This is a genomic window from Bradyrhizobium sp. 76, from assembly GCF_023073025.1.
Lineage (GTDB): Bacteria > Pseudomonadota > Alphaproteobacteria > Rhizobiales > Xanthobacteraceae > Bradyrhizobium.
On sequence record NZ_JADPIS010000035.1, the window covers coordinates 1 to 25,267 of the forward strand.

Below are 25,267 nucleotides of genomic sequence, written 5' to 3' on the forward strand. Positions count from 1 at the left end.
CAGCGGGCAGGCGGGGGCTGATCGCGAAGACTTCCACTCTGAGGCAAACAGGCGACCTCCCGTATAAAGCTGGGTGCTACTCGGTCCTTGGCTGCGAAGCCCAATTGACCGAATGCCGTCCAGGCCGCTGCGGAAGGATAGCTACGAGCAAGACAATTGCAGCGAGAATGACTACGGAAGCTAAAGGACGACTTAGGGCGAGCCCGCCATGGCTGACTGGCTTGTCCAGAAAATCTCCAACAGTGGCCCCCAGAGGACGCGTGAGAATGAAGGCTGCCCAGAACAGAAACACCCGCGATATCTTGCTCCAGTAATACAGCGCCGCAAGCACCACAAGTCCCGCACCAAACAGTAGAGCGCCTCCATCGTATCCCAGTCCGGTGTCGTCAGCGATCCAGTCCCCGAGAGCAGTACCCAAGGTTTGCGAAAACGTAATCGTGATCCAATAGAATAGTTCGGTCCTTAGGGATGTTACCGTGTCCACATTCACTGAGCCCAAAGTCACGTACCACGCACCAAGGGAGCAAAGCACGCTTGCCAGCAAGATGGATGAGCCTCCCACATAGCCAATCCCCAATGAGCGATCAAAGAAATCGGCGAGCGCGGTGCCAACGGTGGTGGAAGCAACAATGGCGAGCCAGTAGACCCAAGGATTGAACTTCGTCGTTGAAATCTGAGCAATCACTGCGGCAATGAAAATCGCCAGAAAGATTGCAGTTCCGATCAGATATCCGCCGTTCTGGGCATTCTGATCTGCGTGAAGCCAGCTCATCGTTACCGCGTCGCCACCAGTCTCTCCCAGAGTGGTGGCAAGGATTTTGATGACCCAGAAGCCGAGCGTGACGGCAGGTACTTTGCTGAGAATGTCATTGGCGCTCTGAATGTCGTTTGCGCTCTGAAACCTCATTAACGTACTCCTGCATACCCGTGTCGCTGGCCCCGGACGGCCAGCCAACGAAACGCTGCAAGTACTTGAAAAGTTGCCGCGCAAAAGCCAAGCAGCTGGAGCGGCCGCTAAGGGTCACTTGCCGAAGTCGGCAGGGTCGCTTGCGCGGCAAGGACGAGCATGATAGCAAGCGCCATCGGGTCAAACACAACCGCCCGACCAGCTTTCGAGCCAAGCGTTGTTTCGCTCCATTATGGAGGTGAAACATGTCTTGCGACAGCACCACTGGCTCAATCTGCACATCCAACGCAGCCTTCGTTCCTTCTCCAAACCCTGGATGGTTCTGGAAACTCACGCTCGCGCTGCTGGACGGCATCACACGGCGCCGCCAGTACGACGAGCTTCTCGAACTGGACGACCGGCTTCTCGCGGACATCGGCTTATCGAGAACAATCGTTGGGGAAGCTCGACGGTCTTATTTCTCAGGTTGGCGTGACAAATCGGATATTGTCGATTCCTGTCGGTGAGCGCCCGACACCTGCGCGTGCGAAGGCGGCGCGTCTGCTTGTCTCTGCGGATCGGACGGCCGCCAAGCTCGCAAAGGTCTGAAGATTTTTCCACCACGATCTTTACGCCTCAGAAGTCCAGCTTGTCTCGTATGGCGTCAATTCCGGCTTTCGCGCAGGCTTCGTCCGCGTCACCGCCCGGCGCACCGGACACGCCGACCGCTCCGACCAGGGAGCCGCCGGCTTCGACGATCAGTCCTCCGGCGATGACGACCGTTCCGGGAAGGTTGCGAATGCCCGCCTGCATCATGCCCGGCTGGCTGATCGCATTCAGCTCGGTCGTGCTGGTCTTGAACGAGGCAGCTGTCCACGCCTTGCCTGCTGCGGTTGGGACAGTGTGAGGACCTGCAAAGCGGTCGCGCAACATCACTTGCGTGACGCCGAAGCGATCGACGACGGCAACTGCAACCTGGTATCCACGGGTGCGGCAGTTCGCCAACGCAGCGCGCGCAAGATCGAGCGCCAGTTCCGGACCGAGGGATTTGTAGGCGACCAGACCTTCCTCCGCCCGTACCGGGCAGATGGACGCAATCAGCAGGGCCGTCGCGACCGACAGGCATCGAACGTTCATGGCAATCTCCGGCAAAGGTGACCAAACGCCTATTTGATCCCACCATATGTCAGATCATCGAACAGGGTTACGCTATCTGCCTTGGTCCAAAGGCCGATCATGCCGGCGTCCGGAATGGTGGCGTCTTCCACCTCGAACAATTGCTTTCCGTCATAGCTCACCTTGAACCGACTTCCTGCGAAGTCGCAGCGCAGCAGGTGCCATTGTCCGGACGGCACCGGCGCGCTGACGCCATAGCCGCCTCTGCGACCCACGATCTCAAGTGATGTTCGGACGCCATTGGCCGTCTTGTACAGCACGACATTGTCCTCCAGCGCATTCGCGCGGACCACGTAGTAATTGTCGGCATCCTTCGCACGCCAGATAACTCCCGCCGCGCGATCCTCGGAGCCGGCGACGGCTTTGAATTTCACTTCGACGAAGCCGTCACGGATGGACGTATCGCGCTTGATGGCGAGGGGAAACGTCGCCCGTCCGGATTGCTTGAGGACGTTCGGCTTGCTTGGCGCTGTCGACTCGGCCTCGACGGTCCATTTCGGCTGTCCCTTGCCGGTCATCGTCAAAGTCCACCCGTCGGGCGAGGTTCCGGCAGCAGCGTTGTCGAAATTCAAGGTCTCGGCCATGGCGTTCCCTCCCACTAACAAAGCCAGCATGGATGCCAGCGCAAGCATGCCCACGAGCTTGTCCAGGTGCTTGTCCACGTACTTGTCCATGCGTCAGCCCTTCGTGCTCGCCGTCTTGTCGAGCGCCGCACGGAGACCCTCTGCAAGTTTGACGGCATCGTCGTTGGCCCAGAAGTGCATGAAGAAGAGCCGCGGCTGTTCGTCCAGCATGTGGCTGTGCAGCGCGGTCACCTCGATGCCGTGCGTCCGCAGCGCCACGATGACCGGGTTTACCTCGTCGCTGGTCAGCACGAAGTCGCCGGTGATGGCCGCCCTACCCGCGCCCGTCGGCTGGAAATTGATGGCGATCGCGACGCCCATCGCGCCGACGGGCGTCAACAACATGCCGTCTTCCGTGATGGGGTCGCGCCGCTTCACGTTGAACTGGTAGACGCCGCCGTTCGCCTGCCCCTTGACGCCAATGATCTGATCGAGCTTCGCGGTGTCGAGGTCGATGGCGGGCGGCGGGTTCGCCGGCGCCGTGACCGTCAGCGGGGTCTTGCTTTCGGCCAGCGCATCATGGATCGCCGAGGCCAATTTGACGGGATCGCCATGGCCGGCGACGTGCATGTAGAACGTGGCCGGGCTCGCACGCAGCAGATGATTGTGCACGGCGGTGATCTCGAGCCCGCTCGCGATCATCTTCGCCATGACAGGATTGATCTCGGTCTCGAGCAGCACGAGATCGCCCATGACCATGGCGCCGCCATGCGCAGGCTTGAACGCGATCCAGCCGCCCAGCGCCAGCGCCGGCTTGATCGCAACCCCGTCCAACGTCACGGAGAGATCGCTGCGGGGAAAGCCGTAACGGCGGACGTCGTCCGAGACGGCGGGCTTGCGACGCAGGGTCTCGTCCACCTTCTGCCAGTCGGCATCCTGAGCATATGCCGGGATGAAGGGGCCGAAGCGAAATGCAAGAAGACAGACACCAATGCCGACCACGGCCCAAATGATTCTTTTCATCGCGCTACTCCCTAGGCTTAGTTTCGCTCTTTGACCTGGCCGCTGCTGTCGACGACCAGCGTCACCGCCTTGCCGTTCTTCACCGCCTTGGCGGTGATGCCTTCGGCCGTCGACTTGATATCGCTGACTTGCGCGTAACCGGCCGCCTGGATCCTGGCGACGAGCTCCTCCTGCGTCAGAGCGTGCGCGCTCGACAGCCCGCCCGTGATCGCAAGCAACAGGATCGTGCGGAAGATTGGTCGTGTTCGCATGATCATTCTCCTGGTTTGTCCTGCCCCAAATTTTCTTGCCCCAGGTGAAGTCCGTTTCGCGATCTTCCCCTACGCGATGCCCACAAGGCGCAAGAGGCCGGGGGCATTAATGTGCACAGCGACGCGACCGGCGCGGACGCCGTGCCGAAAAGTCGAGCCGGTCTGACGGATGAATCGGGGATGTATGATGACATGCTGCGCCCTTGGTGATCAGGACGCGATGCTTGGGCATGTCGCCTCACGGGGAGATCGCACATCCCCGAGCCCCAAGTAAAAACCCGAGGGCGGCAGCTGTCAACGGGCCCAGGCTTTGGGCGGCGCACCGACGCCGCCGGCGAACGTCACAAAGAGTTCACCGCTCCGCGGAACCCCGCCAGCCACGTCTTGAAACTGGCGGACGGCCCCGCTACTGTCCTTTGCGTGGGGACAAAGCAGACTCCCCGTGAGGCCTCGGTCCAAGCTCTGCGCAGCACGCCATTTGTGGAGCTTGCGCATGGACACCGAACGACACCCTTCTCACCAACATACCGTCGCCATCCTCTCACGCGGAGACGCTGCCGCGCGGCGGGATGCGACGGCGCAAAACAGCCGCTTCGCGCAGCTTTTCGAAGCGCTCGCCGCCGTCGGCATTGAAGCCCAGCCGGCGATCTATGATGAAGGCTTCGCCGAGGGCGTCCGTGAACAATTGCTCGGGGTGGACGGCGTGCTGGTCTGGGTTAACCCCATTCAGGACGGTCGAAGTCGCATTGGTCTCGACCCATTGCTGCGGGACGTCGCGGCGCAGGGTGTGTGGGTAAGTGCCCATCCCGATGTCATCCTCAAGATGGGCACCAAGGAGGTTCTGTATCGTACCCGCGCGATGGGCTGGGGATGCGACACGGCCTTATATCAAACTGCCGAGGCCATGCGCGCCGAGTTGCCGACACGGCTCGTCACCGGTCCGCGCGTGATCAAGCGCAACCGGGGCAACGGCGGCCAAGGCGTCTGGAAGGTCGAGAGTCTGCCGACCTCCTCCATGATAAAGGTGCTGGACGCGACCAGGGACGCGCCCGAGGAACTGACGCTGGATGATTTTCTCCGTCGCTGCGCCGAGTATTTCGAGAACGGTAGCGTGATCGACCAACCATTCCAGCCTCGCCTGGGCGAGGGCGTCGTACGTTGCTACATGGCAGGCGATCGCTGTGCCGGCTTCGGCCATCACAAGGTCAAAGCCCTGGTTGATTCGCCAGCCGCACGCGCCGAGGCCGGACCACGGCTCTATTCGTCCAACGCAGACCCGCGCTTCCAGCGGTTGCGTCGCTTGATGGAAGACGAGTGGACGCCGCAGCTGACGTCGTTGCTCGATATTCCGCGGCTCGACCTGCCTGCGATTTGGGACGCCGACTTCATGCTTGGCTCGGTCCTTCCCGACGGGACCGACAGCTATGTCCTCGGTGAGATCAACGTCAGCTCGGTGCATCCTTATCCGGACGAGGCGCCGGCGGAGATCGCTAGGCGAGTTGCCGATCGGCTCCGGCGCAAGCTTTGAGACATGCTGACGGTCCGCGCGCTCAAGCGCTTGCACATCTCCGTTTCATTCGACTTGCAGGACGGCGAATGCGTCGCCCTGCAAGGGCCCTCGGGCGTAGGGAAGACCCAACTCCTTCGCGCGATCGCGGATCTCGATCCCAACGAAGGAATGGTCAAACTGGACGGAACGCTCAGGGAGGCGATGCCCGCCCCGGCCTGGCGCAAGCGAGTGACCTACCTCGCTGCCGAGCCGGGCTGGTGGACAGACATCGTGCAAGATCACTTCGGTGGCTGGGATGATGCCTTACCGCTGGTCACGAGATTGGGGTTGCCGTGTAGTTGCGGTCCCTGGCCGATCCAAAGACTTTCGACCGGCGAACGACAACGGCTGGGGCTGGTGCGGGCGCTGATGCTGCGATCGCGGGTTCTTCTCCTAGACGAGCCGACTTCGGCCCTCGATTCGGCATCGACAGCGGCCGTGGAATCCTTGATCGCCGAACGCATTTCGAATGGAACGAGTGTCGTCTGGAGCACTCACGACAACACCCAGGCCCGCCGCGTCGGGTCGAGGGTCCTTGTGATGAATGCCGAGGGCGGAATTGAGGACAATCGGCCGTGAGTTACATTCACCTGGCATACGGCGACTTGGTTCTGCCCGCGCTCCTTGTCGTCATGGACGGCGCTCTCTCGCTCGCTCTCCGCCTCAAGCTTGAAAAGCAGCTGGCCATCGCCACCGTGCGGATGGTGGTTCAGCTGGTGCTCGTCGGATACGTATTGACGTTCCTGTTTGCCGCGGTCTCGCCGCTCTGGACCGCCCTCGCCGCCGTCATCATGGTTCTGTTCGCATCACGGGAAATCGTCGCTCGGCAGAAGCGACGTCTACCGGGTATCTGGAGCTATGGCTTAGGAGCGGGATGCATGCTGCTCGCGGCCGGTACCGTCACGATGTTCGCGCTTCTGACGGAGCTACGCCCGGATCCCTGGTATCATCCGCGCTATGCGCTGCCATTGTTGGGCATGATCCTGGGCAACACCATGACCGGGATAAGCCTGGGCTTGGACGTGCTGACGAATAGCCTGGTGCGCGAACGGGCCGCCGTCGAAGCTTGCCTTGCTCTTGGCGGTACGCGCTATCAGGCGTTGCTGCCGGTCCTGCGAGACGCATTGAGAAGCGGCTTCACGCCAATCATGAACAGCATGGCTGCGATCGGCCTTGTCTCTTTGCCGGGGATGATGACCGGTCAGATCCTTGCAGGCGTCGAGCCGATCGACGCCGTCAAGTATCAGCTCCTGATCATGTTCTTGATCGCCGGCGGCACGGGATTGGGAACGCTCGCCGCCGTGATGGGAGGTGCTCGCCTTCTCACCGATCATCGGCATCGATTGCGCCTCGATCGATTTTCCACCGCCGAGTAGAATTGCGCGACCTCACATCGACTGCGCCCGAACAGACTGGCCCTTCCGCGCCCACAGCAGCGCGAATGGACCCAACGCGATACCAGCCGCGAGGACGCTGAACGCCAGCAGCCAGCCGGTCGCGCTCTGCGGGCCACCGGCTGCGTCGAGCGCGGCGCCGGTGCCCCAGGCGCCGACCGCTGACAGGCCGAATCCGACGGTCGAATGCAGGGCCAAGGTCGCGCCGCGATGTTCGGACACAGCCGCGGCCGACATGCCGGCGGTCAATGCGCCCGAATCCGCCGGCACGGTCAGGCCATAGGCAAGCAGCAGCAGCGCGAGCACCCATGCCGGCGCTGTCGCGTTAAGGCCGATGATGAGCGCGACGCAGGCCGACGCGATCATCACGACCGTGATCGCGCGATGGCGCCCGAATTTCAGCGCCGCCTCGTTGCCGAGGATGCTGGCCGGCATCGAGATCACCGCGAAGCAGAAGCTCAGCACGACGGGGCTCAACCATGAGGGCGCGCCTTGGTGGACGACGACGAAGGTCCAGAACCCGACCAGCCAGGTGCGGATACCGTAGAGTTCGAAGCAATGGGCGCCGTAGCCGAAGATGTATCCGAGCGCCTCGCGGTTGGCGAAGACGGGCGCGAAGTTCAAGAGACGTCCCGTCTTCGGCGCGGGCCGCTGCGCCTGCATCAGAAGGCACGCGACGACCATTGCGATCGGACCGAAGCCGGTGACAAGGAAAGCGGTCCGCCATCCCCAGCGGTCGGCGATCACTTGCGCGACCAGGAACGAGAGGCCGACGCCGACCGAGAAGCTCGACGTGTACAGCGTGACGGCGCGCGAGGTGTCGCCGGGGGGAAGCCGGTCCGTCAGCGCCTTCAGGCCCGGCATGTAGGCGCCGGCAAATCCAAGTCCTGCCAGGGACCAGATCGCGGTCGCGGACCAGAACCCTTGCGCGAAGATTCCGAACGCTGCGGTCGCCAGTCCGCTGACGATCGACCCCCAGAGCAGAACGAGGCGCGCGTCGATCCGGTCGGTCAACGTCGTCAGCACGGGCACGGCGAGCATGTAGCCGAACGCGTAACCGCTCGCCATCAAGCCGCCTTCGGCCGCCGACAGCCCCCACGCCGGCATCAGATGCTGCGCCAGATTCGCAGACAACGTCACATGCGGCAGCAGATTGCCGACCTGGCCGATGCACATCACCGCGATCAGAGACCGCCCGCTCAAGTTACGAATGCTGTCCTCCCGCCCCCACGCCGACACGGCGCACCAACCACAATGGGCAACTCTCCGGCTTCACCTGCAAGACCCAAATTCATGAACAACCGCAGCCGGAAGCGCCGGCCTTCTTCGCCGCTTCGTCGTCGGCGCAACAGGCCGTCGGTTCCTGCTTCGCCGGCCCGCCGCAACATCCTGATCCGGCCGCGGCGGCTTCGACGCCGCCGCGCGTGCAGACGCCGGTCTCCGGCAGCACGAGCTCCACCCTTGCGGCGGCTTTCTTGTCGCCGGCGAGATCGGCCGCAATCGAGCGCACCTGCTCATACCCCGTCGTCATGAGAAAGGTCGGCGCGCGGCCATACGACTTCATGCCCGCCATGTAGAAGCCCGGCTCGTCGTGCGAGAGCTCGCGCGCGCCGTGCGGGCGCACCGTGCCGCAGCTGTGCTCGTTGGGATCGATGAGCGGCGCCAGCGCGACCGCCGCCTCGATGGCGGGATCGAGCCGCAGGCGCAATTCGGACAGGAACGAAAAGTCGGGACGAAAGCCGGTCGAGACGATCAGCTCGTCCACAATCACGCTTCGCGCGCCGCAACCCGAGCCGGCCGCGATCTCGAGGCGGCCTTCGGAGTCCGACAGATGCGTGACGCCGAATTCGGTTTCGACCCTGATCTTTCCGGAGGCAACAAGCGCAGCGAACGCGCTGCCGAGCTCTCCGCGTGCGGCAAGCTTGTCATTCCGGCCGCCGCCAAAGGCCTTGGCGGGATCGGCGCCGCGCAACAGCCAGATCGCTTGCGTCCCCGGCACCTCGCCTGCGAGCTGCACCAGATCGATCAGCGTGCCCACCGCGGAGTGGCCGGCGCCGAGCACCGCAACGGTCTTCCCGGCATATCTGGCGCGGCCGGCACCGCGGACATCGGGCATGCCATAGGCGATGTGACCGGCGCATTCACGCTCGCCGATCGCGGGCAGACCATTGCCTCCGGCGGGATTGGGCGAGAACCATGTGCCTGATGTGTCGATCACGGCATCCGCGCGCAGCACTTCAGGACCTTTGCCGTTCTGGTAGCGGATTTCGAACGGCGCCTGCTCACGTCCCGTCGTCTTCGCCTTGTCGAAGCCGACGCGGCTGATGGCCGTGACACGGCTGGATGTCCGGATCACCTCGCGCAACGGCGTTCGCGTCGCAAGCGGCGTCAAATATCGGTCGATCAGCTCGCCGCCGGTCGGATAGGAGCCCGGGTCCGGCGAATTCCATCCCGTCGGCGCGAGCATGCGCGCGGCGGCCTTGTCGATATTGTACTCCCACGGCGAGAAGAGCTGGACCTGCTGCCACTGGCGAACCGCGTGCCCCGCTTCGGGTCCTGCCTCCAGCACGATGGGTGACATGCCACGCTCCAGGACGTGCGCAGCTGCTGCGAGGCCGACAGGCCCTGCCCCGATGATGGCGACCGTCTTAGCGTTCATTCGACTTTTCCCATAATTCTAGAATCATCGAAAAATGCTAGCCAAAAAAAGTTCACGCCGCGGTTTGCTTCGTCTTGCATCCGACTTCGTCTGCGCAGCACTCCGCCGCCAGGAAATCGACCAGGCCCCGCATCGCCTCGAAATTCGCGTGACAGACGAGGCTCGTCGATTCCCGGACCTGACTGACGAGCCCGACCGAGACCAGGGTCTTGATGTGATGCGACAGCGTCGAGGCCGGAATCTTCAGCTTGTCCTGCAGGCGGCCGACGGCCATGCCCTTGTGCCCTGCCCGCACCAGGGCACGATAGATCTCAAGCCGGGTCCGGTTTCCCAGAGCCTCCAAGCGTGCTGCTGCGTCGTCGATCTTCATGGCCGCCATGATGCGCCTGCCGATTTCAAACTGTCAAACCATATTTCTAGAATCTTCGAAATACTGGCTCGGCCGCCCAACGGGCAAGAATTCCGGATTGACGCGCTCCAATTAGTTCCATAAGTCTGGATATATGGAAACAGAAGAAGCCGTCCTGGCGCTCGCCGCGCTGTCCCAATCGACCCGGCTGGAGGCCTTCCGCGCACTGGTCAGGCACGAGCCTGATGGTCTCGCTGCCGGCGATCTCGCACGGCTGTTGGAGGTCCCTCAAAACACCCTCTCGGCGCATCTGTCGATCTTGACGCGCGCGCGGCTGGTGACCTCCGAGCGGCGCAGCCGTTCGATCGTCTACCGCGCCAATCTCGGCGAATTTCGCGACGTCGCGGTCTTCCTGCTGCGGGATTGTTGCGGCGGACGGCCGGAAGTCTGCGAACCTGTCGTCGAAACCCTGCAAGCGTGCTGCAAGCCGAGACGAAAGGAGCGAAGCCGTGCCTGATCAATTCGATCTTCCGCGGCGTCTCGCGGCTGAGGCGCTCGGCACGGGCATTCTGGTTGCCACGGTGGTCGGCTCCGGCATCATGGCGGAGACGCTGACCAAAGACGTCGCGCTTGCGCTTCTGTGCAACACCCTGCCGACCGGCGCCATTCTGGTCGTCCTGATCACCGTGCTCGGTCCGATCTCCGGCGGACACTTCAATCCGGCAGTGACCCTCGTCTTCACCGGCAAGCGGGAGTTGCCGGGAACGACGCCGCATTTTACGTCGTCGCGCAGATCGCCGGTGGCATCGTGGGAACGATGGCGGCGCATCTGATGTTCGGACTGCCGCTGCTCGATCTCTCGGCGAAGGTGCGAACCGGAGGAGCGCAATGGTTCGCCGAAGCAGTCGCCGCTTTCGGTCTGGTCGCGACGATCCTGGCCGGCATCCGGTTTCAGCGCACTGCGGTCCCGTGGCTGGTCGGTCTCTACATCACCGCGGCCTATTGGTTCACGGCCTCGACCTCGTTCGCCAATCCGGCCGTGGCCATTGCGAGGTCGCTGACCAACACGTTCACGGGCATACGTCCCGCCGACCTGCCCGGATTCATTCTCGCGGAGCTCTGCGGAGCGTTCGCCAGCGTGCTGCTGATGAATTGGCTGCTCGCAGACGCCCGCGCGGCCGGCCCCATCCCAATCGCGGAGACCACCCGATGAGCGTCACGATCTATCACAACCCCGCCTGCGGCACCTCGCGCAACACACTGGCGATGATCCGACAGAGCGGCGTCGAGCCGGACGTGATCGAATATCTGAAGACGCCGCCATCCCGCGAAAAGCTGGTCGAACTCGTCAAGGCCCTCGGCATCTCGGTTCGCGCGCTGCTGCGCGAGAAAGGCACGCCCTACAAGGAGCTCGACCTCGACGACCCGAAATGGTCCGACGACGAGCTGATCGACCAGATGCTCGCGCACCCCATCTTGATCAACCGTCCGATCGTGGTGACCCCCAAGGGCACACGCCTGTGCCGTCCCTCGGAAGCCGTGCTCGATCTCCTGGACCATCCCGTCGGCCGGTTCGTGAAGGAGGATGGCGAGGTGGTCGAAGCGCGATAGGCTTACGAGATCCCTGTCCTATTGGGATCAGATCTTCGGGATCTTCGCCCGCTCCACCACGCCGGTCCATTTGCTGATCTCGGTCTCGATCAGGGCCTTCATCTCCTCCGGCGAGCTACCGCGAACCTCGCCGCCGACGGCGGTCTCCAGACGTTGCTTGAGGTCGGGATCCCTGAGAGCGTCGAGCGTCGCCGCATTGAGTGCGGCCATGATGGCGGGCGGCGTTCCCTTCGGGGCCAGCAGGCCGGCCCAGGTGCGCACGTCATATCCCTTGATACCGGCTTCCTGAACCGTCGGCACGTCGGGCAACAATGCGGTGCGCGTCGGCGAGGTCACCGCCAGGCCGCGGATCGCGCCGCCCTGGATCTGCGAGGCAAGCAAGACCGGCGTGCCGACGATCACCGGAACCTCTCCGCCGAGCAACGCGGTGACGGATTGAGAATCGCCGCGATAAGGCACGTGCACGATCTCGACGCCGGCGGCTGCGTTCAACAGCTCTCCTGCTAGATGGTGCGTGCTGCCAAAACCGACCGATCCGAAGCTCAGTGCACCGGGCTTCTGCTTTGCCATGGCGACGAGCTCGCCCAGCGATTTCGCCGGGTAGTCGCTACGCACGGCAATGACGAGCGCGTAGTAGACCAGCGTCGAGATCATCTCGAAACTCTCGGCCGGCTGGTAGGCGAGGCTCTTGTAGGTCGCGGCGGAAATCGCGTGAGCGCCGGTGACGAGCCCGATCGTGTAGCCATCGGGCGCCGCCTTCGCGATGGCATCCGCGGCGATGTTGCCGCCGGCGCCGGGCTTGGCCTCGACGATGATCGGCTGGCCGAGCTTCTTCGAGAGCCCGTCGGCGATGATGCGCGACAACGTGTCGGCCGCGCCGCCGGCGGCAAATCCATGCAGCAGCCGGATCGGGCGCGATGGATAATTGTCCGCCGACGCCGAAGTGGCTGCTAAAAAGCCGCCAAACAGAAAAATCGCCGCAGCAAGCCGCTTCATCCTTCGCATGGATGCGTCCTCCCTTTGACTGTTCTATCGTTGGCCGCGACGAGGCGGCGCTCTTCAAGTCGAGTTTGAATCCGCTAGCGGGCGAACTCCGTGCATTCAGGCGATGGCGGCATGCCCCAGACGTCGCGCGGCAGACCGACCCAGACTTTTGGCCGCTGCGGTCGATCGCGATGCCAGGGACGCGGCTCGAAGTAGCCGAGCTCTTCGTCGGTCATGCGGTCGAGATCGAAGAACAGCTCGACCACATGCCCGTCGGGATTGCGGTGGTAGATCGCGGTGTTGTGCCCGGGGCCATGACGAACCGGCCCCCAGAGAACCGGCAGCTTGTGCCGCGCGAGATGATCGCAGGCCTCGTGCATGTGGGCGGCACCACGCAGCTCGAACGCGACATGATGCAGGCCACGGACGGGCGCGCGGGCGAAGTTCAACGTGTGATGCTCGAAGCCGCTGCGCATGAACACGAAGCGATCCTCGATCCAGTCTGAAACCCGCAGGCCCATCATGTTCGCGTAGAACTCCGAGGCCGCGCGCGGATCGGGCGTGCGAAGAGCGACATGGCCGAGCTTGGTGACGGCAAGCGCACCGATCCGCTCCTGCGCAGGCGTCGGCGTCCAGCCCTGGATCAACTCGAAGCGCGTGCCTTCGGGGTCGCTGAACGACAGCGATTTGGAAACGCCAGGCAGGGGATCGCTATGCAGCTCGGGCCGCAGATCGGCCTGCTTCAGCGCGGCGCCCAGCGCCTCGATCTGGACATCAGGAGATATCTCGAAGGCGATGCTCGTCAGCGCCGCGTCGCCGGGTTCGATCACCAGCGAAAGCTGCTCGGAATCGTTGGCAAGGAAGATGCGGTTGCCGTCGCGGCCGACGAGGCCAAGACCGATCACGGCGCGGTAATAGTCGAGCAACCGCTCGGGATCGGGCGAGGCAAAGCTCGCGTGCCGGAGCCGGGTGAAGCGTGCAATGGGTGCTTGTGTCGTCATCGTGCAATCCCCCCCTCATGGCGTCATGATGATCTTGCCGAGCGCCGAGCCTTGCTCGAGCAGCGTGTGGGCCTGCCTGACCTCGTCGAGCTTCAGGACCGCCGAGATCGCCGGCTTGATCGCATTGCGGCTCAGCGCGTCGATCACGTTGCGCATGAGCACGCGACGCCCGTCGCGATCGTGGTCGTAGATGTGGAAGGAGAAGCAGCGTATCGCCGGGCAGATGTCGAGATGGTCGCGCATCGCCGCCATCAGGTTTTCTTCCGGCAATCCTGCGAAGGCGTTGTACGACAGCAGCGTCCCCCATTTGCCGAGCGCGCCGAGATAGCCGGTGAACTCGGGCCCACAGACGTGATCGAGCACGAGGCCGACGCCCTCGCCATTGGTCAGCTCGCGGGTCCGCGCCACCACGTCTTCGCGGCGGTAGTAGATGACGTGATCGGCGCCGTTGCCGCGCGCGAATGCGGCCTTCTCCTCGTTGGAAACCGTGCCGATGACATTCATCTGCGCGAGCTTGGCGAGCTGCACCAGCGCGGTGCCGACACCACCCGCCGCCCCGATCACCAGCACGCTGGCCGGTGCGCGCGGATGGCGGCACTCGTTCAGCAGCGCGTAGGCCACCTGGTAGTTCGACAGGCACACGGCCGCTTGCATATCGACATCGTCGGGCAGCAGATGAATGGCGTCCGCCGGCGCGACCACATAGTCGGCGTAGCAGCCGCCGCGCTGCGACAGGTCGCGCGCGCTCAGCAGCACCTTCTGGCCGATCGCAAACCCTTCTACGCCGGACCCGAGCGCGGCAATGCGGCCGGCGACGTCGTTGCCGGGATTGGCCGGCAGCGGCGGCATCCATTTGTAGACGCCACGCCGGATCAGCACATCGGGCTGGCCCACCCCGAACGCTTCGGCCCGGATTTGCACATGGCCGGGTCCGGGCACAGGCACCGGACGCTCCACCAGTTCGAGTGCATCCGGCCCACCCGGCTGACGCACCAGCACCGCCCTCATGATTTCATCTCCCGCCCATATTTTCGAAAATAATATCGTTTACGAAAATTATTGCAAGATGCTCGTTACCGCGGCATGTTGAGCCATCGATTCAATGACAGAAACCATGTCCGAAAGCGCCATTCGCCCCCGCAAGGAATTCGGCAAGACCGTTGCCGCCGACATCACCCATCGGCTGCGCGAGGAGATCATTGCCTGCGGCCTGGCGCCGGGCGAGCCGCTGCGATTCGACGTCCTGCGCGAACGATTCGGCGTAAGTTTCACGACGCTGCGCGAGGCGCTGACGGCGCTTACCGCCGAAGGCCTGGTCGACGCGCAGGAGCAGCGCGGATTTCGGGTGGCGCCGGTCAGCCGCCAGGACCTGGTGGAAGTCACCGATGCCCGGGTGCTGATCGAGGTGGAATTGATCCGCCGGGCGATCGAGCGGGGCGACGACGATTGGGAAATCGCCGTCATCTCGACGCTGCATAGATTGAAGCGAATCGAGCAGCGCGATCCCGAACATCCGCTGCGCGATCCCGAATGGAAGATCGCCCACCGCCAATTCCACCAGGCACTGGTGTCCGCCTGCGGCTCCGCTACCCTTCTTGCCATTCGCGCCGACCTGTTCGATCGCGCCGAGCGCTATCGGCATCTGTCGGCCAATTTCCGGCCGCGGCCGCGCGACAAGGCCGGCGAGCACCAGGCGATCATGCAGGCCGCCATCTCGCGCAATCCGGATCTCGCGGTGCAGCTGATCGAGACGCATATCCGCACGACCGCCGACAACGTCGCGACCTACGCCGCGCATCTGCTCGATATCGAATAGGCGGCAACGGCTTTTTACCGCCGTGGGCTTGCGCCTCGCAAGATTTTCGAAAATAATAGACAAGATCGAAAATGCCAACCTTTGGGGCGTAACCATGAAGCTGCTGTCGTTCTTGGACGTAAATCGGGAAAGCTGGGGCGCCGTTGTCGAAAATGGCGTCGTGGATCTCAGCCGCGCCCTGCCCCAGTACCCTGTTCTCGCGGACTTCCTCGGCAGCGACGACTATGCGCGGCGCGAGGCCATCGTCGCCGGACACAAGCCCACGATGGCGCTGAGCGACGTCAAATATCTGCCGGTGATCCCGCGTCCGGAGAAGATCGTCTGCGCCGTGCGCAATTATCTCGACCACCACAATGAAGCCGTGGCGTTCGGGATGAAGCGCGAGATCACGGAGTTTCCGCCGATCTTCCTCCGGGTCTGGCGCTCCCAGGTCGCGCACAACGCGCCGGTGATCCGGCCGAAGGTCTCGGACAATTTCGACTGGGAGGGCGAGCTGGCTGTCGTCATCGGCAAGGGCGGCCGTCACATCAGCCAGGCCAACGCCTGGGATCACGTGGCGGGCTACTCGATCTACAACGACGTCAGCGTGCGCGACTGGCAGCGTCACGCCCAGCAGATCGCCTCCGGCAAGAACTTCGTCGGCACCGGCCCGTTCGGACCATGGCTGGTGACGCCGGATGAGATCGGCGATCCCACCAAATTGAAGCTCGAGACGCGCGTCAACGGCGCGGTGGTACAATCCTCCGACACCTCGATGCTGATCTTCTCGATCCCGCGGCTGATCGAGTACAGCTCGACCATCTTCGACCTCGTCCCCGGCGACGTCATCGCCACCGGCACGCCGGCTGGCGTCGGCTTCACCCGCAAGCCGCCTGTTTTCCTCAAGCCCGGCGATGTGGTCGAGGTCGAGATCGAGAACATCGGCGTGCTGCGCAATCCCGTCGTCGACGAAGCATAGCGCCTGCGCATGTCGTCTCAAGACGTGTCCCATGACATCCGCAAGACCGCCCTTAGCGTCGAGACCATCTGGCACGAGCGCGGTCCCCGGCTGGAGAAGCCGCTGCTGGTCGGAACGGCCATTGCGGTGATCCGCAATCCCTTCGCGGGCCGCTTCGAACCTGATCTGATGCCGTTTCAGGCATCCTTGCGCGAGCTCGGGCGAGAGCTTGCAACGCGGCTGATCGCGCAGCTCGGCGGTGCCGCGCAGATCGAAGCCTATGGCAAGGGCATCATCGTCGGCGAGGACGGCGAGCTCGAGCACGGCGCGGTCTGGCACGAGGCCGGCGGCCAGGGCATGCGCGAGGTGCTCGGTCAGCCCAAGGCGATCGTTCCGGCGGCGAAGACCATCGGCGGTCCGGGCACGCGGCTCATGGTTCCGCTCGGGCACATCCACGCCGCCTATGTCCGCAGCCATTTCGGCACCGCGGAGATGACGCTGTGGGATTCACCACGGCGCGACGAGATCGCATTCGGGCTCGTGATGGCGACCGGCGGCCGGCCTCACGCGCGCATCGGAGGCCTCGCGGCATCCGCGATCTCCGCGCACGACGGACAGCGCTGACGGCCCGAGCAGCGCACTCAATGTGCGTCGCACCTGCAGCGCTCATAATCGGCGGGATCGTGGCTGTTGACGACGCTCACGCGATCGCCGTGGTTCAGATCATCTCGAAGACCATGTTGCGCGCTGACGAGCATTTCGTCGCGATGTGAGCGAGCGTTATGTCGCAGCGCCGCCGCCGTCGCATCCGCTGGCGCTGAAGGAGAAGCTTCGCACCGCCGATCTCGCCCGCGTCCCCTTGATCGACCGCTGCCATTGCGAGCAAAGCGGCAATCGGAAGACTGGGCCATGGCGCTGGTCGCTGCCGGGGTGGGCATCGCCATTGTCCCGGAAGGCGCGGCGCGCGGCAATCCGGACGTCGCAGTGTCAAAAGCAGCGCGCCAAGTCTCCACGGGGCCGAGCGGCCGTGGCGAACGCGAAGAGATCGCCTCGTCCGCGCTAGCGCATCCTTATTGCAGCGCAAAGTAGCGCTCGTAAATCCATCAAATGATGTGCTATGTATATTACGCCGGTTGTTTGCCTAAAAACTAATCAAAGAAGAATGAAAGAGGCGTCATGATCGGTTTGGAGGGGGTTTCCGCCCAAGCGTTATCCGACACCATCGGCGCCATCTACGACTGCGCCCTCAATCCGCAGCTTTGGGCGGCCACCTGCCGGAAGATCGCCGATCTCTGCGAGAGCACGGCGGGCGGCATCTGCGTTCACGACATGAAGCACGTCCAGAACGACCAGCTGTTCGTGTTCGGCTACGAGCAGACGTTTCTGGAAAAGCTCGGCGAGAACTACGCGAAGACCCCGATGGCGGCCGCGGATATCGTCGCCGACATCGGTCATGTCAGCGCGCTCTCGATGAACGATCTCGATGAGCTGCTCGAAAGCCGGTTCTACCGGGACATTCTCCAGCCTCACGGATTGCAGGACATCATCTGGTTTCCAGCTCTGCGGACCGGCGGGCGCATGGCCTCCATGCATGCCTCTCGGACGGCGAAGACGCATCGCTATCAGCAGCTGGACATCAACCTGTTCAAGATGCTGTCCCCTCATGTCTGCCGCGCCCTCACCATCTCCGACGCACTCGACCTCAGGACGCTGCGGTCGGAGATGCTGGAGCGGACATTCGACATGCTTGCCGTCGGTGTCTTCCTGACGGCGCGCGACGGCCGGGTCGTCTACATGAACGAGACTGCCGAGCGGCAGATCAAGACCGGCAACGCCGTTCGTGTTCTCGGCAACCGGATCTTTCCGACCGATGCCGCCGCCCGCGACGCGCTGTCCAAGGCCATCGACGAAGCGTCCCGCGACGATGCGGATTTGAGCGGACACTCGCTCGCGATCCCCGATATCGACGGCGCCGGCTACATCGCCACCCTGCTTCCTGTCGATCGCGGTCAGCGCAGCGGAATCCTCGCCCCGTTTGCCGCATCGGTAGCCGTCTTCATGAAGGACCCCGCCGAGGTGCCGATGATGCCGGGCGAGGCTTTTGCGAGGCTCTACAAGCTCACGGGCGGCGAGCTTCGCGTGCTGATGACGCTCGCGCAAGGTCTCGGCGCGAAAGAGGCGGCCGACATGCTCGGCATCGGCGAGTCAACGGTGCGCTCTCACCTGCAGCGCATCTTTGCCAAGACGAACACGACGAGGCAAACGGATCTGCTTCGCCTGCTGCAAAGCGCCACGCCGCCGCTTCTGCCCGCACAAGGCGCCGTCGGCTAATTCGTCATCTGACATACGCCTAAATCGTCGTCATTTGCCTGCGTCGCCGGCTTGCGCCGCGCTACGCATGCCGGGCGAAATTTCCAGACAAGAAAAATTCGCCGACGACGGTTGCGTTTCATTGGTTCCGATGATGCGGCGATGCGGGATGACTGATTTTCTCATCGTCACGACATCAGGAGATCAACGATGCGGACGGCAACTGGCGGGCGCTGCCTCGATACGGACGACCATCGGCCCGAACCAAAGCGATGGCGTCTCGCGTCTTACGTCTTTCTGATCGCGCTGATGTTGCTGGCCATGTTCGAGCAGAAGCAAGCCAGCGACGTCTCAATTCTTGCCACCGGCCCACTGCCGGCAATCAACATTCCTTGAGTGAGGCCGCGTTGGCGCACCCTTTGCTTCGATTTGGTTTTTATTTGCATTGGACATTTCATGACTCAAACCGCGAGCGATCAAGCGTTTTTGCTCATGCTGATTTCAGCCTGCCTGGGCGCGTGTTTCGTTTGGGCGTTCTGGGAAATCGAGGAAGCCCGCCGGCGCCGGGAACGGTACGACGAGTTCACGCGCGAAGCGCAACGGCCGGTCAGGCCCGGCCATTAGCCCACGGTCCGGATCATCATGCGAGCCCTCGCAACCGCCGCCATTGTGAGCGCTTTTGCTCGCGCATTCCCCGCGTCTTCGTTGCGGGCACATGTTCTCAAGCAGCTCACTATGTGCTGCGGAGCCGTCCTGTTCGTATGGCTGCTGTCGCTGACCCACGGGTTCGATCTCAACGCCGGGTTCTTCTGACCGATCGGATTCGACCATGAGCATCATGTCAGTTTGGTCCGGAGCGGCCTCTCAGGCTTCCAACCGCCACGTCGAACCGGAATCGCGAGGCATCTTCGCCTTCATCATGTCGGCGCTGCACGCCTCGCGACGGCATCAGGCAGGTCGCGTCCTGCGCCATTACGAGCACTTGCTCACCAACGAACTCAAACATGATGCCGGAGAACGAGAATGATCGTTGCGAACAGGACAGCTGAGGCAGGATTGACGGTGCGGTCTCCGCAGCGCAGTGAAATGCGTTGGCTCCTGGCGGTCGCAGCCGCATTCCTCGTCGTTCACATCGTCGCCGTGATGATCTGGGGACGCGCGTCGGCGAGCGAGGCCGCGGCTCCAGTGCAGCCGACCATATCGCCCTTGTGCGACTAACTGGGTTAGCCCTTCGAGACTACCGCGCGGCCGTAGGGCGGCTGGGCCGCGACCGGCGGGTTGGCGGTCTGGGCGGCGAGTTCGCCGATCAGGCGGTCGGCATCGGCGGCCATGCCGTCGGGCGCCTGGATCACCAGCCGCTCCAGCCCCCAGCGATAGGACGAGACGCGCTGCTCGAGGCACTGCTGCACCCACTGGATGATCAGCGAATTCTCCTGCATGCGCTCGACCGCGTCCTCCTTCTCCTTCGGCGAGAGGGAGGAGACACGCGCCATGCTGGCATTGCGCTTCTTGTCGAGGTCGATGACGCGGATCGCGGAGGCGAAGAACGGCTCGAAGCGGGTGATGTCGTTGCGCACGTCCTCCATCAGCTGCGTGTAGCGCGAAGAATGCGAACGGTGCGGCTCGTCGATCAGTGTGCGACCATACATGGTGCGGTCGAACACGATCTTTTGCCGCCAGGGCGAGGGCAGCGCCTTGTAGTCGCCGAACACGCTCTTCCAGGCGGGCCGCGACAGCGGCGGCTCGATCAGCGGATAAGCGAGGTCGCGAAGCTGGCGCTCTTCGTCGGTGAGCTGGAATTGGGATGGCTTGAGGCCGACGCTGGAGGTGACTTCCGCGCCCAGCCAGCGATGCATGTCGTCGCTGCGCATGTCGGCGCGGGTCCGGCCGAAATCGCCACCACTACAGGCGGCAAGCGTCGCGCCCAGCACTGCGAGCATGATGGCCGTTACGACCGGCCGGATCTGGCGGAGGTTCTCCGGCATTGCAAAGACCGAAGGCTAACGGCGACGACGACGGCGCCCCGGCGCTGTGCCCTGCTCCGGCCCGTGATCCCCGCTGGTTTCGTCGCTCTCGCGCTCGATGCGGATCACGGGAAGGATCAAAATCGTGCCCATGTCCGCGCGCGGAGCCACGTCCCCCGACGCGCTCACCCGGCGACCGGCCGGAAATTCGATGATGGTCCCCATATCAGCTCTCTTCAATTGCCACGCGACCCGGCGCGCCTCTGCAACATGCATTCATTAAGATCAGTTCATGGTTAACGGGGTGTAAACGTGCCGGCGGGACCGTAACCGCACGGGCGGGACCCGTCGTCCCGTTGCGGCACGAGAACGCTTCAAATTGCCGGTTCGGCTTCACGCCTCGTTTTCCTTAACGAGCCTTTAAAGGAGCCCGCGATAGGCTGGCGGCGAGTATCTCTTCCAGGTCGCGTATCTCTCCATGACCAAGTCGTTGTTTCCAGGATTCGACGGGCTGATGACCCTCTCCCGTCGCGAAGGCGTCGATGTTCGTCCGACGCTGCTGCGCGTGCTGACCGACCTCTATGTCCAGTCGAGCACCCATAGCGACGACGAGCAGCGCCAGTTCGTCGAGCTCGCCACACGACTGATCGACCAGGTCGACGACGCGACGCGCGCCGCCGTCAAGGCGCGGCTTGCGATCTATCCGTCGACGCCCGCGCCGGTCATGCAGAAGCTCGGACTGTCGGCCGCGCAGGAGGGCCGCAGGGTTGCGCTCGCGCGCGAAATCCCGGCGCCCGCCCCTGCCACCGCTCCTGTCCCCTTGCCGGTTCGCACGCCTAGCGACGCCGAGCTGCGCATGGCCTCGAACATGGCGATGCAGCCAAAGGACGCGGCCGATATCCACGACATGTTCTTCCGCGCCGGCGCCGCCGAGCGCGCGCTGATCCTGCACAATCTGGCGCAGACGCCGCTGAAGGCCGCGCCGCGGATTCCGACCGTCCGCGCCAAGCGCGCGATCCAGATCCTCGAGATGGCGGCGATCGCGGGCGATGTCGAGAATTTCATCTTCGAGCTCGGCGACAGCCTGATCCTGCCCTCGCGCGTCGCAGCCCAGATCGTCGACGATGCAAGCGGCGAAGCGCTCGCGGTCGCCGCGCGCGCACTCGACATGCCAAGCCCGGAGTTCCAGCGCATCCTGCTGTTCTTCAAGCCGGAGATCGGCAACTCCGTGACCGACGTGTACCGGCTGTCGCGGCTTTACGATCGCCTCAGCGACCGCGCGGCGCTGGTGATGCTGGCCGCATGGCGCGGCTCGACGCTTGCCGTCACTCGTGCCAAGTACCAACCGTCGCTGCACGACAGCGAGCGCCAGCGCGCACGTGCGGGCGCAAGCCAGACGCGTCCGGGCGTGCAGCCCGGCTCCGCGCCTGCGGTGCGGACAGGGACTGACGGATCGGATCGTTAGGTCTTCGCCAGCTCGAGGAAATGCCGCCCGGCGCGGTCTTCGGTCTCGACGATCCAGATGTCGGAGTCGAAGCGGATCTCCTTGGTCAGACGCTCCTCCACCGCGGACTCCGGCATCGGCTGCGGCGCAAGCGGCACGAAGAAGCGATCGACCGGTCGACCGTCGTCATAAGAGGTCTGCGGCGCCGGCACGTAGAGCATCGCATTGCCGTCGAGCAGCGAGACCTTCACGAACACCGCACCCGCCTCCTCGGCGCCGCGACGACGCACCGCGCCGTACACGCCCTCGGTCTGGCACCGGCGCAGATAGGCTGAGACCCAGATGTTTGATTTCAAACGCATGGAGGCCACGATAGGACAGCGCTGCAATCAGCACCAGCCTTCGCACAACATCACGACTATTCGACGGGGTGGCCGATCGCGGCGCCGAGCTCGCGGAGCAGGCGGTCGGACAGCTGGCCGGTGACCTGCATCTTGTGCTCGCGCTCGAATTTCTGGATCGCGGACTGGGTCTCGGCGCCCATCGCGCCCGTGATCTTCAAATTCCCGTAGCCGTATTCGGAGAGCGCGCGCTGCACGCCGGCGATGCGCCGCGCGGCCGGGCCCTGCTGCACGGGGATCGGCGCCGGCGGACGCGAGACGGAGGGCGGCGCCGAAATCGTTTGCTTGACCAGATTGGTCATGGGATCGCCCGAGCGCGGCGTCGATGCAGTCGCCTCGACGGGCCTCTCCGGCGGCTTGTCTGCAGGTTTGGGCTCGGCACGAAACTCCGTCGCTCTCGGCTCGAGCGGAGAGGTATCGGCGCCGACGGGACGCGGACGGGGCAAGGGGTTCGACAGCGCCATGGACGACGGTGCGGGAAGATTGATCACGGTACCGAACATCGGCGCCGGGTGCCGGCCGGTCTGCAGGAACAGCGCATTGGCAACGATCGCGCCGATGGCGGCAACGGCGACGAGACCGGCCAGCGTATCCTTGGGGCTATGCAGCAGCACGCGCAGCACAAGATTGCGCTCGGTCTCGACATCGATGACCGCGGCCTTGGCGCCACGGCGGCGCGGAGCGGCTTCGTCCTTGGCAGACTTCTTAGGCACTTTTCTTCACCAGAGCGGGTTGGTCCTGATCTTGGTCGTGAGGATGGTCGTGAAGTTCGTGGTCCTGAAGTTCCTGGCGCAGCGCCGGCGTCAAGGTCGCGATCTTGCTCTCGCTCGCCTTGCTGTCGGACATCTTGCCATCAGAGGTCTTCATATCAGACGTCTTGGCCTGCGGCGTGTAGACCAGCGGCAGCTTGACGGTGACGGCAGTGCCCTCGCCGAGCCTGCTTTGTACCGTCAATTCGCCGAGATGCAACGCCACCAGGCTCTTCACGATCGAAAGTCCGAGGCCGGTGCCTTCGTGACGGCGCTGATAGGTCTTGCCGGCCTGGAAGAACGGCGCGCCGATGCGCTTGAGATCGTCAGGCGCGATGCCTATACCGGTGTCGCTGACGCGCAGCGCAAGCTGTGAGCCCGAGACCGCGGCTGTGACGGTGACCTGACCGCCGCGCTCGGTGAACTTGACGGCGTTGGCGACGAGATTGAGCACGATCTGCTTGAAGGCGCGTGGATCGCCGGTCATGACAGGCAGGTCCTGCGGCGCATCGGTGACGAGATCGACGCCGTTCTCCCGCGCCTTCAGCGCCAGCAGATTGCAGCAATGCATCAATGATGCACGCGGCGCGAACGGTTCCGACGCCATCTCGAAATTGCCCGACTCCATCTTGGACATGTCCAGGATGCCGTTGACGACCGAGAGCAGATGCTGGCCGGAATCGTTGATCAGCTGGGCGTATTCCCTCCGCTGGGCCGCGCCCAGCATCAAGGTCTGCTCCTGCGTGATCATCTCGGAGAAACCGATGATGGCGTTGAGCGGCGTGCGCAGCTCATGGCTCATGGTGGCGAGGAAGCGCGTCTTGGCGGCGTCGGCCGCCTCTGCAGCGCTGCGTGCCTCGTCGAACGCCTGCTCTCCGAGCTTGCGGTCGGTGACATCGCGCATCACGGCGACGACATCGGCCTCGCGCGTGGCATCACGGCCCATATCCTGGTCGAGCGGGCGGCACCGCATCTCGACCCAGATGAAGTCAACCTGGCCGCGTTCCGAGCCGGCACGTTCCCGGCGCAACCGGAACTCGACGCTGCGCACGTCGCCGCGCGCGGCATCGGACAGCGCCGTCAGATACGCCGGGCGATCGGCGACATGGACCCGATCGAACAGGCCGTGGCCGAGCAGTTGCGCGACGGGTACGCCGAGCATGGCTTCCACCGCCGGTGAAATGAACTGCACCGCGCCGTTACGCTGATGCCGCGAGATGACGTCGCTCATATTCCGCGCCAGGAGGCGGTAACGCTCCTCCTCCCGCGACAGCAGCGCCACGCTGGTGCGTGCGAGCGATTCCACACCGAAGGCCAGGCCCGCGGCATAGAGCGTCGCCGAGGCGACGCCGAACGCCATCAGCACGCCGCGTTCCGCGGCGCTGGTGTCGCCAATCGGCAGCCAGCCGAGCTGGCTGACGAGGATCAGGATGCCGGCGCAGGACAGTGCCAGCAGCGATGCAAAGGCCGCGACGCGGCGCGAGGCCGACAGCGCAGCTTCGAGGGGAACCACGACCAGCCAGATCGCGGCGAAGGATTCGATGCCGCCGGTCGTCACCGCAACCGCCATGATCAGGCCCGACAGCGCCAGCGACGACAGCACATGCGCGCCCTCGTAACGGCCGGTCCGCGACAGGAACCAGGACAACAGGATCGGCGCAATCAGCCAGGCGAAGGCTGCGACCTCGAGCGCGCTCGGCGCGCCGCGCATGGCGAGATAGACCGGGAATGCGGCGAAAGCGGCCAGGCTGCCGAGCAGCCGCGGGGCCATGAAGGCATGATGGCGCGCTCGCGTCAGCGCGTCGTAACGCGCGGAGGGATGCAGCAGCGCATCGAGACAATCGCGGATGATACTCAAAACTGTCACGGGTCTCGCGCTTCGGCTCATTCGTCGGGAAGACGCGCCGGAACGCCTCCTTATCGTTGAGCCACCGTGTCAGAGCGACCTTAAACGAACACTAAGGCAGCGCGGCGCGCCGCCGGACACCGCGTCATCGCAGGGCTTTTTAGACGATTTGACGACGTCATCGGCGAGGATGGTGAACACAGGGTTTCCCCGTGATCCGCATGGTTTCGAAATGGTGGACGGGCATGGCGGCAGAGTTCACGGCACGGACGTCAATCGAAAATTTACGACACCGTCGATTGCAAAGATTCTTGAGTCAATTTTCCGCGAATTAAGCGGAAGGCAATCACTTGC

31 protein-coding genes and 2 pseudogenes are annotated in these 25,267 nt (G+C 64.0%); 17 read left to right on the forward strand and 16 right to left on the reverse strand.

The annotated features are described in order from the left end of the window. Window positions 1-76: 76 nt before the first annotated feature. A complete protein-coding gene (locus IVB48_RS07850) occupies window positions 77-907 on the reverse strand; it encodes a hypothetical protein (protein ID WP_247399165.1) in 831 nt (276 codons plus the stop codon). A 245-nt stretch (window positions 908-1,152) separates the two neighbouring features. On the opposite strand from IVB48_RS07850, the gene IVB48_RS07855 reads away from it, so the two are divergent. Continuing rightward, a complete protein-coding gene (locus tag IVB48_RS07855; RefSeq protein WP_081747940.1) occupies window positions 1,153-1,413 on the forward strand; it encodes a DUF1127 domain-containing protein in 261 nt (86 codons plus the stop codon). A gap of 109 nt (window positions 1,414-1,522) precedes the next feature. On the opposite strand, the gene IVB48_RS07860 is transcribed toward IVB48_RS07855, so the two are convergent. The 4 genes from IVB48_RS07860 to IVB48_RS07875 are packed head-to-tail and all read right to left on the reverse strand — an operon-like array spanning window position 1,523 to window position 3,899. Beyond that, a complete protein-coding gene (locus tag IVB48_RS07860; protein WP_027569093.1) occupies window positions 1,523-2,023 on the reverse strand; it encodes a heme-binding protein in 501 nt (166 codons plus the stop codon). Between the two features lie 29 nt (window positions 2,024-2,052). Next, the gene (locus IVB48_RS07865; protein ID WP_247399167.1) at window positions 2,053-2,736 is read right to left on the reverse strand and encodes a family 16 glycoside hydrolase; all 684 of its coding nucleotides are present in this window, start codon (window positions 2,734-2,736) and stop codon (window positions 2,053-2,055) included. Between the two features lie 3 nt (window positions 2,737-2,739). Further along, a complete protein-coding gene (locus IVB48_RS07870; RefSeq protein WP_247399169.1) occupies window positions 2,740-3,648 on the reverse strand; it encodes a DUF1259 domain-containing protein in 909 nt (302 codons plus the stop codon). A 17-nt stretch (window positions 3,649-3,665) separates the two neighbouring features. Beyond that, window positions 3,666-3,899, reverse strand: a complete 234-nt coding sequence (locus IVB48_RS07875; RefSeq protein ID WP_247399171.1) for a hypothetical protein — start codon at window positions 3,897-3,899, stop codon at window positions 3,666-3,668. 493 nt (window positions 3,900-4,392) lie between these two features. Between IVB48_RS07875 and IVB48_RS07880 the strand changes: the two genes are divergently transcribed. The 3 genes from IVB48_RS07880 to fetB are packed head-to-tail and all read left to right on the forward strand — an operon-like array spanning window position 4,393 to window position 6,824. Further along, window positions 4,393-5,427 carry a Cj0069 family protein gene (locus IVB48_RS07880; RefSeq protein WP_247399174.1) on the forward strand — a complete coding sequence of 345 codons (1,035 nt, stop codon included), beginning with the start codon at window positions 4,393-4,395 and terminating at the stop codon, window positions 5,425-5,427. A gap of 3 nt (window positions 5,428-5,430) precedes the next feature. After that, complete coding sequence (locus tag IVB48_RS07885; RefSeq protein WP_247399176.1) at window positions 5,431-6,027, forward strand: ABC transporter ATP-binding protein; 597 nt, start codon at window positions 5,431-5,433, stop codon at window positions 6,025-6,027. After that, window positions 6,024-6,824 carry an iron export ABC transporter permease subunit FetB gene (gene fetB, locus IVB48_RS07890; protein WP_247399179.1) on the forward strand — a complete coding sequence of 267 codons (801 nt, stop codon included), beginning with the start codon at window positions 6,024-6,026 and terminating at the stop codon, window positions 6,822-6,824. Before IVB48_RS07885 ends, fetB begins: the two co-directional genes overlap by 4 nt. 12 nt (window positions 6,825-6,836) lie before the next feature. Here fetB and IVB48_RS07895 read toward each other — a convergent pair whose 3' ends face one another. From IVB48_RS07895 to IVB48_RS07905, 3 genes are all read right to left on the reverse strand, one after another. Then, on the reverse strand, window positions 6,837-8,018 hold the full coding sequence (locus IVB48_RS07895; RefSeq protein WP_247399993.1) for an MFS transporter: 1,182 nt from the start codon (window positions 8,016-8,018) through the stop codon (window positions 6,837-6,839). Between the two features lie 115 nt (window positions 8,019-8,133). After that, a complete protein-coding gene (locus IVB48_RS07900) occupies window positions 8,134-9,501 on the reverse strand; it encodes an NAD(P)-binding domain-containing protein (RefSeq protein WP_247399182.1) in 1,368 nt (455 codons plus the stop codon). 52 nt (window positions 9,502-9,553) lie between these two features. Next, window positions 9,554-9,871 carry a helix-turn-helix domain-containing protein gene (locus IVB48_RS07905; protein WP_247399994.1) on the reverse strand — a complete coding sequence of 106 codons (318 nt, stop codon included), beginning with the start codon at window positions 9,869-9,871 and terminating at the stop codon, window positions 9,554-9,556. A gap of 133 nt (window positions 9,872-10,004) precedes the next feature. Here IVB48_RS07905 and IVB48_RS07910 point away from each other — a divergent pair, with 133 nt between their 5' ends. From IVB48_RS07910 to arsC, 3 genes and pseudogenes are all read left to right on the forward strand, one after another. Continuing rightward, complete coding sequence (locus IVB48_RS07910) at window positions 10,005-10,367, forward strand: metalloregulator ArsR/SmtB family transcription factor (protein ID WP_247288796.1); 363 nt, start codon at window positions 10,005-10,007, stop codon at window positions 10,365-10,367. After that, window positions 10,360-11,063: pseudogene (locus IVB48_RS07915) on the forward strand (MIP/aquaporin family protein). Before IVB48_RS07910 ends, IVB48_RS07915 begins: the two are co-directional and overlap by 8 nt. Further along, entirely contained in the window at window positions 11,060-11,461 is a 402-nt protein-coding gene (gene arsC, locus IVB48_RS07920; RefSeq protein ID WP_247399184.1) for an arsenate reductase (glutaredoxin), read from the forward strand. Before IVB48_RS07915 ends, arsC begins: the two are co-directional and overlap by 4 nt. Window positions 11,462-11,488: 27 nt before the next feature. Here arsC and IVB48_RS07925 read toward each other — a convergent pair whose 3' ends face one another. From IVB48_RS07925 to IVB48_RS07935, 3 genes are all read right to left on the reverse strand, one after another. Continuing rightward, a complete protein-coding gene (locus IVB48_RS07925) occupies window positions 11,489-12,466 on the reverse strand; it encodes a tripartite tricarboxylate transporter substrate binding protein (protein WP_247399186.1) in 978 nt (325 codons plus the stop codon). Between the two features lie 74 nt (window positions 12,467-12,540). After that, window positions 12,541-13,446 carry a VOC family protein gene (locus IVB48_RS07930; protein WP_027569079.1) on the reverse strand — a complete coding sequence of 302 codons (906 nt, stop codon included), beginning with the start codon at window positions 13,444-13,446 and terminating at the stop codon, window positions 12,541-12,543. 15 nt (window positions 13,447-13,461) lie between these two features. Next, window positions 13,462-14,454, reverse strand: coding sequence for a zinc-dependent alcohol dehydrogenase family protein (locus IVB48_RS07935; protein ID WP_247399188.1), 993 nt, complete (start codon window positions 14,452-14,454; stop codon window positions 13,462-13,464). Between the two features lie 106 nt (window positions 14,455-14,560). Between IVB48_RS07935 and IVB48_RS07940 the strand changes: the two genes are divergently transcribed. From IVB48_RS07940 to IVB48_RS41150, 9 genes and pseudogenes are all read left to right on the forward strand, one after another. Continuing rightward, window positions 14,561-15,262 (forward strand): FCD domain-containing protein, encoded by a 702-nt coding sequence (locus tag IVB48_RS07940; protein ID WP_027569077.1) that lies wholly within the window; start codon window positions 14,561-14,563, stop codon window positions 15,260-15,262. A 94-nt stretch (window positions 15,263-15,356) separates the two neighbouring features. Continuing rightward, window positions 15,357-16,220, forward strand: a complete 864-nt coding sequence (locus IVB48_RS07945; RefSeq protein ID WP_247399190.1) for a fumarylacetoacetate hydrolase family protein — start codon at window positions 15,357-15,359, stop codon at window positions 16,218-16,220. Window positions 16,221-16,229: 9 nt separating this feature from the next. After that, the gene (locus IVB48_RS07950) at window positions 16,230-16,823 is read left to right on the forward strand and encodes an amino acid synthesis family protein (RefSeq protein WP_247288779.1); all 594 of its coding nucleotides are present in this window, start codon (window positions 16,230-16,232) and stop codon (window positions 16,821-16,823) included. Window positions 16,824-16,918: 95 nt separating this feature from the next. Next, window positions 16,919-17,192 (forward strand): annotated as a pseudogene (locus IVB48_RS07955) (LysR family transcriptional regulator); the annotation flags it as partial. 183 nt (window positions 17,193-17,375) lie between these two features. Then, on the forward strand, window positions 17,376-18,530 hold the full coding sequence (locus tag IVB48_RS07960) for a helix-turn-helix transcriptional regulator (RefSeq protein ID WP_027569073.1): 1,155 nt from the start codon (window positions 17,376-17,378) through the stop codon (window positions 18,528-18,530). 189 nt (window positions 18,531-18,719) lie between these two features. Then, window positions 18,720-18,905 (forward strand): hypothetical protein, encoded by a 186-nt coding sequence (locus IVB48_RS07965; protein ID WP_027569072.1) that lies wholly within the window; start codon window positions 18,720-18,722, stop codon window positions 18,903-18,905. Window positions 18,906-18,965: 60 nt separating this feature from the next. After that, window positions 18,966-19,133 (forward strand): hypothetical protein, encoded by a 168-nt coding sequence (locus IVB48_RS07970; RefSeq protein WP_247399192.1) that lies wholly within the window; start codon window positions 18,966-18,968, stop codon window positions 19,131-19,133. A gap of 205 nt (window positions 19,134-19,338) precedes the next feature. After that, window positions 19,339-19,536 carry a hypothetical protein gene (locus IVB48_RS07975; RefSeq protein WP_247399194.1) on the forward strand — a complete coding sequence of 66 codons (198 nt, stop codon included), beginning with the start codon at window positions 19,339-19,341 and terminating at the stop codon, window positions 19,534-19,536. A gap of 59 nt (window positions 19,537-19,595) precedes the next feature. Further along, window positions 19,596-19,727, forward strand: a complete 132-nt coding sequence (locus IVB48_RS41150; RefSeq protein WP_256379048.1) for a hypothetical protein — start codon at window positions 19,596-19,598, stop codon at window positions 19,725-19,727. A 5-nt stretch (window positions 19,728-19,732) separates the two neighbouring features. Here IVB48_RS41150 and IVB48_RS07980 read toward each other — a convergent pair whose 3' ends face one another. Together IVB48_RS07980 and IVB48_RS07985 are read right to left on the reverse strand one after the other, a co-directional pair. Beyond that, the gene (locus IVB48_RS07980) at window positions 19,733-20,494 is read right to left on the reverse strand and encodes a hypothetical protein (RefSeq protein WP_085395547.1); all 762 of its coding nucleotides are present in this window, start codon (window positions 20,492-20,494) and stop codon (window positions 19,733-19,735) included. Between the two features lie 15 nt (window positions 20,495-20,509). Beyond that, entirely contained in the window at window positions 20,510-20,698 is a 189-nt protein-coding gene (locus IVB48_RS07985) for a hypothetical protein (RefSeq protein ID WP_027516916.1), read from the reverse strand. A gap of 253 nt (window positions 20,699-20,951) precedes the next feature. Between IVB48_RS07985 and IVB48_RS07990 the strand changes: the two genes are divergently transcribed. Then, entirely contained in the window at window positions 20,952-21,938 is a 987-nt protein-coding gene (locus IVB48_RS07990; protein ID WP_247399196.1) for a DUF2336 domain-containing protein, read from the forward strand. Here the strand turns inward: IVB48_RS07990 and IVB48_RS07995 are convergent. The 3 genes from IVB48_RS07995 to IVB48_RS08005 are packed head-to-tail and all read right to left on the reverse strand — an operon-like array spanning window position 21,935 to window position 24,955. Continuing rightward, complete coding sequence (locus IVB48_RS07995; RefSeq protein ID WP_027569068.1) at window positions 21,935-22,279, reverse strand: DUF1491 family protein; 345 nt, start codon at window positions 22,277-22,279, stop codon at window positions 21,935-21,937. The two genes, IVB48_RS07990 and IVB48_RS07995, sit on opposite strands and share 4 nt — an antisense overlap. Before the next feature lie 56 nt (window positions 22,280-22,335). Continuing rightward, a complete protein-coding gene (locus tag IVB48_RS08000; RefSeq protein ID WP_247288761.1) occupies window positions 22,336-23,031 on the reverse strand; it encodes a peptidoglycan-binding domain-containing protein in 696 nt (231 codons plus the stop codon). Continuing rightward, complete coding sequence (locus IVB48_RS08005) at window positions 23,024-24,955, reverse strand: PAS domain-containing sensor histidine kinase (protein ID WP_247399198.1); 1,932 nt, start codon at window positions 24,953-24,955, stop codon at window positions 23,024-23,026. The genes IVB48_RS08000 and IVB48_RS08005 overlap by 8 nt, the downstream gene beginning before the upstream one ends. Between the last annotated feature and the right edge of the window lie 312 nt (window positions 24,956-25,267).

What these genes read in the sequence shown, in the direction of transcription:
- IVB48_RS07850 (WP_247399165.1), bottom strand. Translation starts at nt 907, where the DNA reads ATGAGGTTTCAGAGCGCAAACGACATTCAGAGCGCCAATGACATTCTC.
- IVB48_RS07855 (WP_081747940.1), top strand. Translation starts at nt 1,153, where the DNA reads ATGTCTTGCGACAGCACCACTGGCTCAATCTGCACATCCAACGCAGCC.
- IVB48_RS07860 (WP_027569093.1), bottom strand. Translation starts at nt 2,023, where the DNA reads ATGAACGTTCGATGCCTGTCGGTCGCGACGGCCCTGCTGATTGCGTCC.
- IVB48_RS07865 (WP_247399167.1), bottom strand. Translation starts at nt 2,736, where the DNA reads ATGGACAAGTACGTGGACAAGCACCTGGACAAGCTCGTGGGCATGCTT.
- IVB48_RS07870 (WP_247399169.1), bottom strand. Translation starts at nt 3,648, where the DNA reads ATGAAAAGAATCATTTGGGCCGTGGTCGGCATTGGTGTCTGTCTTCTT.
- IVB48_RS07875 (WP_247399171.1), bottom strand. Translation starts at nt 3,899, where the DNA reads ATGCGAACACGACCAATCTTCCGCACGATCCTGTTGCTTGCGATCACG.
- IVB48_RS07880 (WP_247399174.1), top strand. Translation starts at nt 4,393, where the DNA reads ATGGACACCGAACGACACCCTTCTCACCAACATACCGTCGCCATCCTC.
- IVB48_RS07885 (WP_247399176.1), top strand. Translation starts at nt 5,431, where the DNA reads ATGCTGACGGTCCGCGCGCTCAAGCGCTTGCACATCTCCGTTTCATTC.
- IVB48_RS07895 (WP_247399993.1), bottom strand. Translation starts at nt 8,018, where the DNA reads ATGTGCATCGGCCAGGTCGGCAATCTGCTGCCGCATGTGACGTTGTCT.
- IVB48_RS07900 (WP_247399182.1), bottom strand. Translation starts at nt 9,501, where the DNA reads ATGAACGCTAAGACGGTCGCCATCATCGGGGCAGGGCCTGTCGGCCTC.
- IVB48_RS07905 (WP_247399994.1), bottom strand. Translation starts at nt 9,871, where the DNA reads ATGAAGATCGACGACGCAGCAGCACGCTTGGAGGCTCTGGGAAACCGG.
- IVB48_RS07910 (WP_247288796.1), top strand. Translation starts at nt 10,005, where the DNA reads ATGGAAACAGAAGAAGCCGTCCTGGCGCTCGCCGCGCTGTCCCAATCG.
- arsC (WP_247399184.1), top strand. Translation starts at nt 11,060, where the DNA reads ATGAGCGTCACGATCTATCACAACCCCGCCTGCGGCACCTCGCGCAAC.
- IVB48_RS07925 (WP_247399186.1), bottom strand. Translation starts at nt 12,466, where the DNA reads ATGCGAAGGATGAAGCGGCTTGCTGCGGCGATTTTTCTGTTTGGCGGC.
- IVB48_RS07930 (WP_027569079.1), bottom strand. Translation starts at nt 13,446, where the DNA reads ATGACGACACAAGCACCCATTGCACGCTTCACCCGGCTCCGGCACGCG.
- IVB48_RS07935 (WP_247399188.1), bottom strand. Translation starts at nt 14,454, where the DNA reads ATGAGGGCGGTGCTGGTGCGTCAGCCGGGTGGGCCGGATGCACTCGAA.
- IVB48_RS07940 (WP_027569077.1), top strand. Translation starts at nt 14,561, where the DNA reads ATGTCCGAAAGCGCCATTCGCCCCCGCAAGGAATTCGGCAAGACCGTT.
- IVB48_RS07945 (WP_247399190.1), top strand. Translation starts at nt 15,357, where the DNA reads ATGAAGCTGCTGTCGTTCTTGGACGTAAATCGGGAAAGCTGGGGCGCC.
- IVB48_RS07950 (WP_247288779.1), top strand. Translation starts at nt 16,230, where the DNA reads ATGTCGTCTCAAGACGTGTCCCATGACATCCGCAAGACCGCCCTTAGC.
- IVB48_RS07960 (WP_027569073.1), top strand. Translation starts at nt 17,376, where the DNA reads ATGATCGGTTTGGAGGGGGTTTCCGCCCAAGCGTTATCCGACACCATC.
- IVB48_RS07965 (WP_027569072.1), top strand. Translation starts at nt 18,720, where the DNA reads ATGCGGACGGCAACTGGCGGGCGCTGCCTCGATACGGACGACCATCGG.
- IVB48_RS07970 (WP_247399192.1), top strand. Translation starts at nt 18,966, where the DNA reads ATGACTCAAACCGCGAGCGATCAAGCGTTTTTGCTCATGCTGATTTCA.
- IVB48_RS07975 (WP_247399194.1), top strand. Translation starts at nt 19,339, where the DNA reads ATGAGCATCATGTCAGTTTGGTCCGGAGCGGCCTCTCAGGCTTCCAAC.
- IVB48_RS41150 (WP_256379048.1), top strand. Translation starts at nt 19,596, where the DNA reads ATGCGTTGGCTCCTGGCGGTCGCAGCCGCATTCCTCGTCGTTCACATC.
- IVB48_RS07980 (WP_085395547.1), bottom strand. Translation starts at nt 20,494, where the DNA reads ATGCCGGAGAACCTCCGCCAGATCCGGCCGGTCGTAACGGCCATCATG.
- IVB48_RS07985 (WP_027516916.1), bottom strand. Translation starts at nt 20,698, where the DNA reads ATGGGGACCATCATCGAATTTCCGGCCGGTCGCCGGGTGAGCGCGTCG.
- IVB48_RS07990 (WP_247399196.1), top strand. Translation starts at nt 20,952, where the DNA reads ATGACCAAGTCGTTGTTTCCAGGATTCGACGGGCTGATGACCCTCTCC.
- IVB48_RS07995 (WP_027569068.1), bottom strand. Translation starts at nt 22,279, where the DNA reads ATGCGTTTGAAATCAAACATCTGGGTCTCAGCCTATCTGCGCCGGTGC.
- IVB48_RS08005 (WP_247399198.1), bottom strand. Translation starts at nt 24,955, where the DNA reads ATGAGCCGAAGCGCGAGACCCGTGACAGTTTTGAGTATCATCCGCGAT.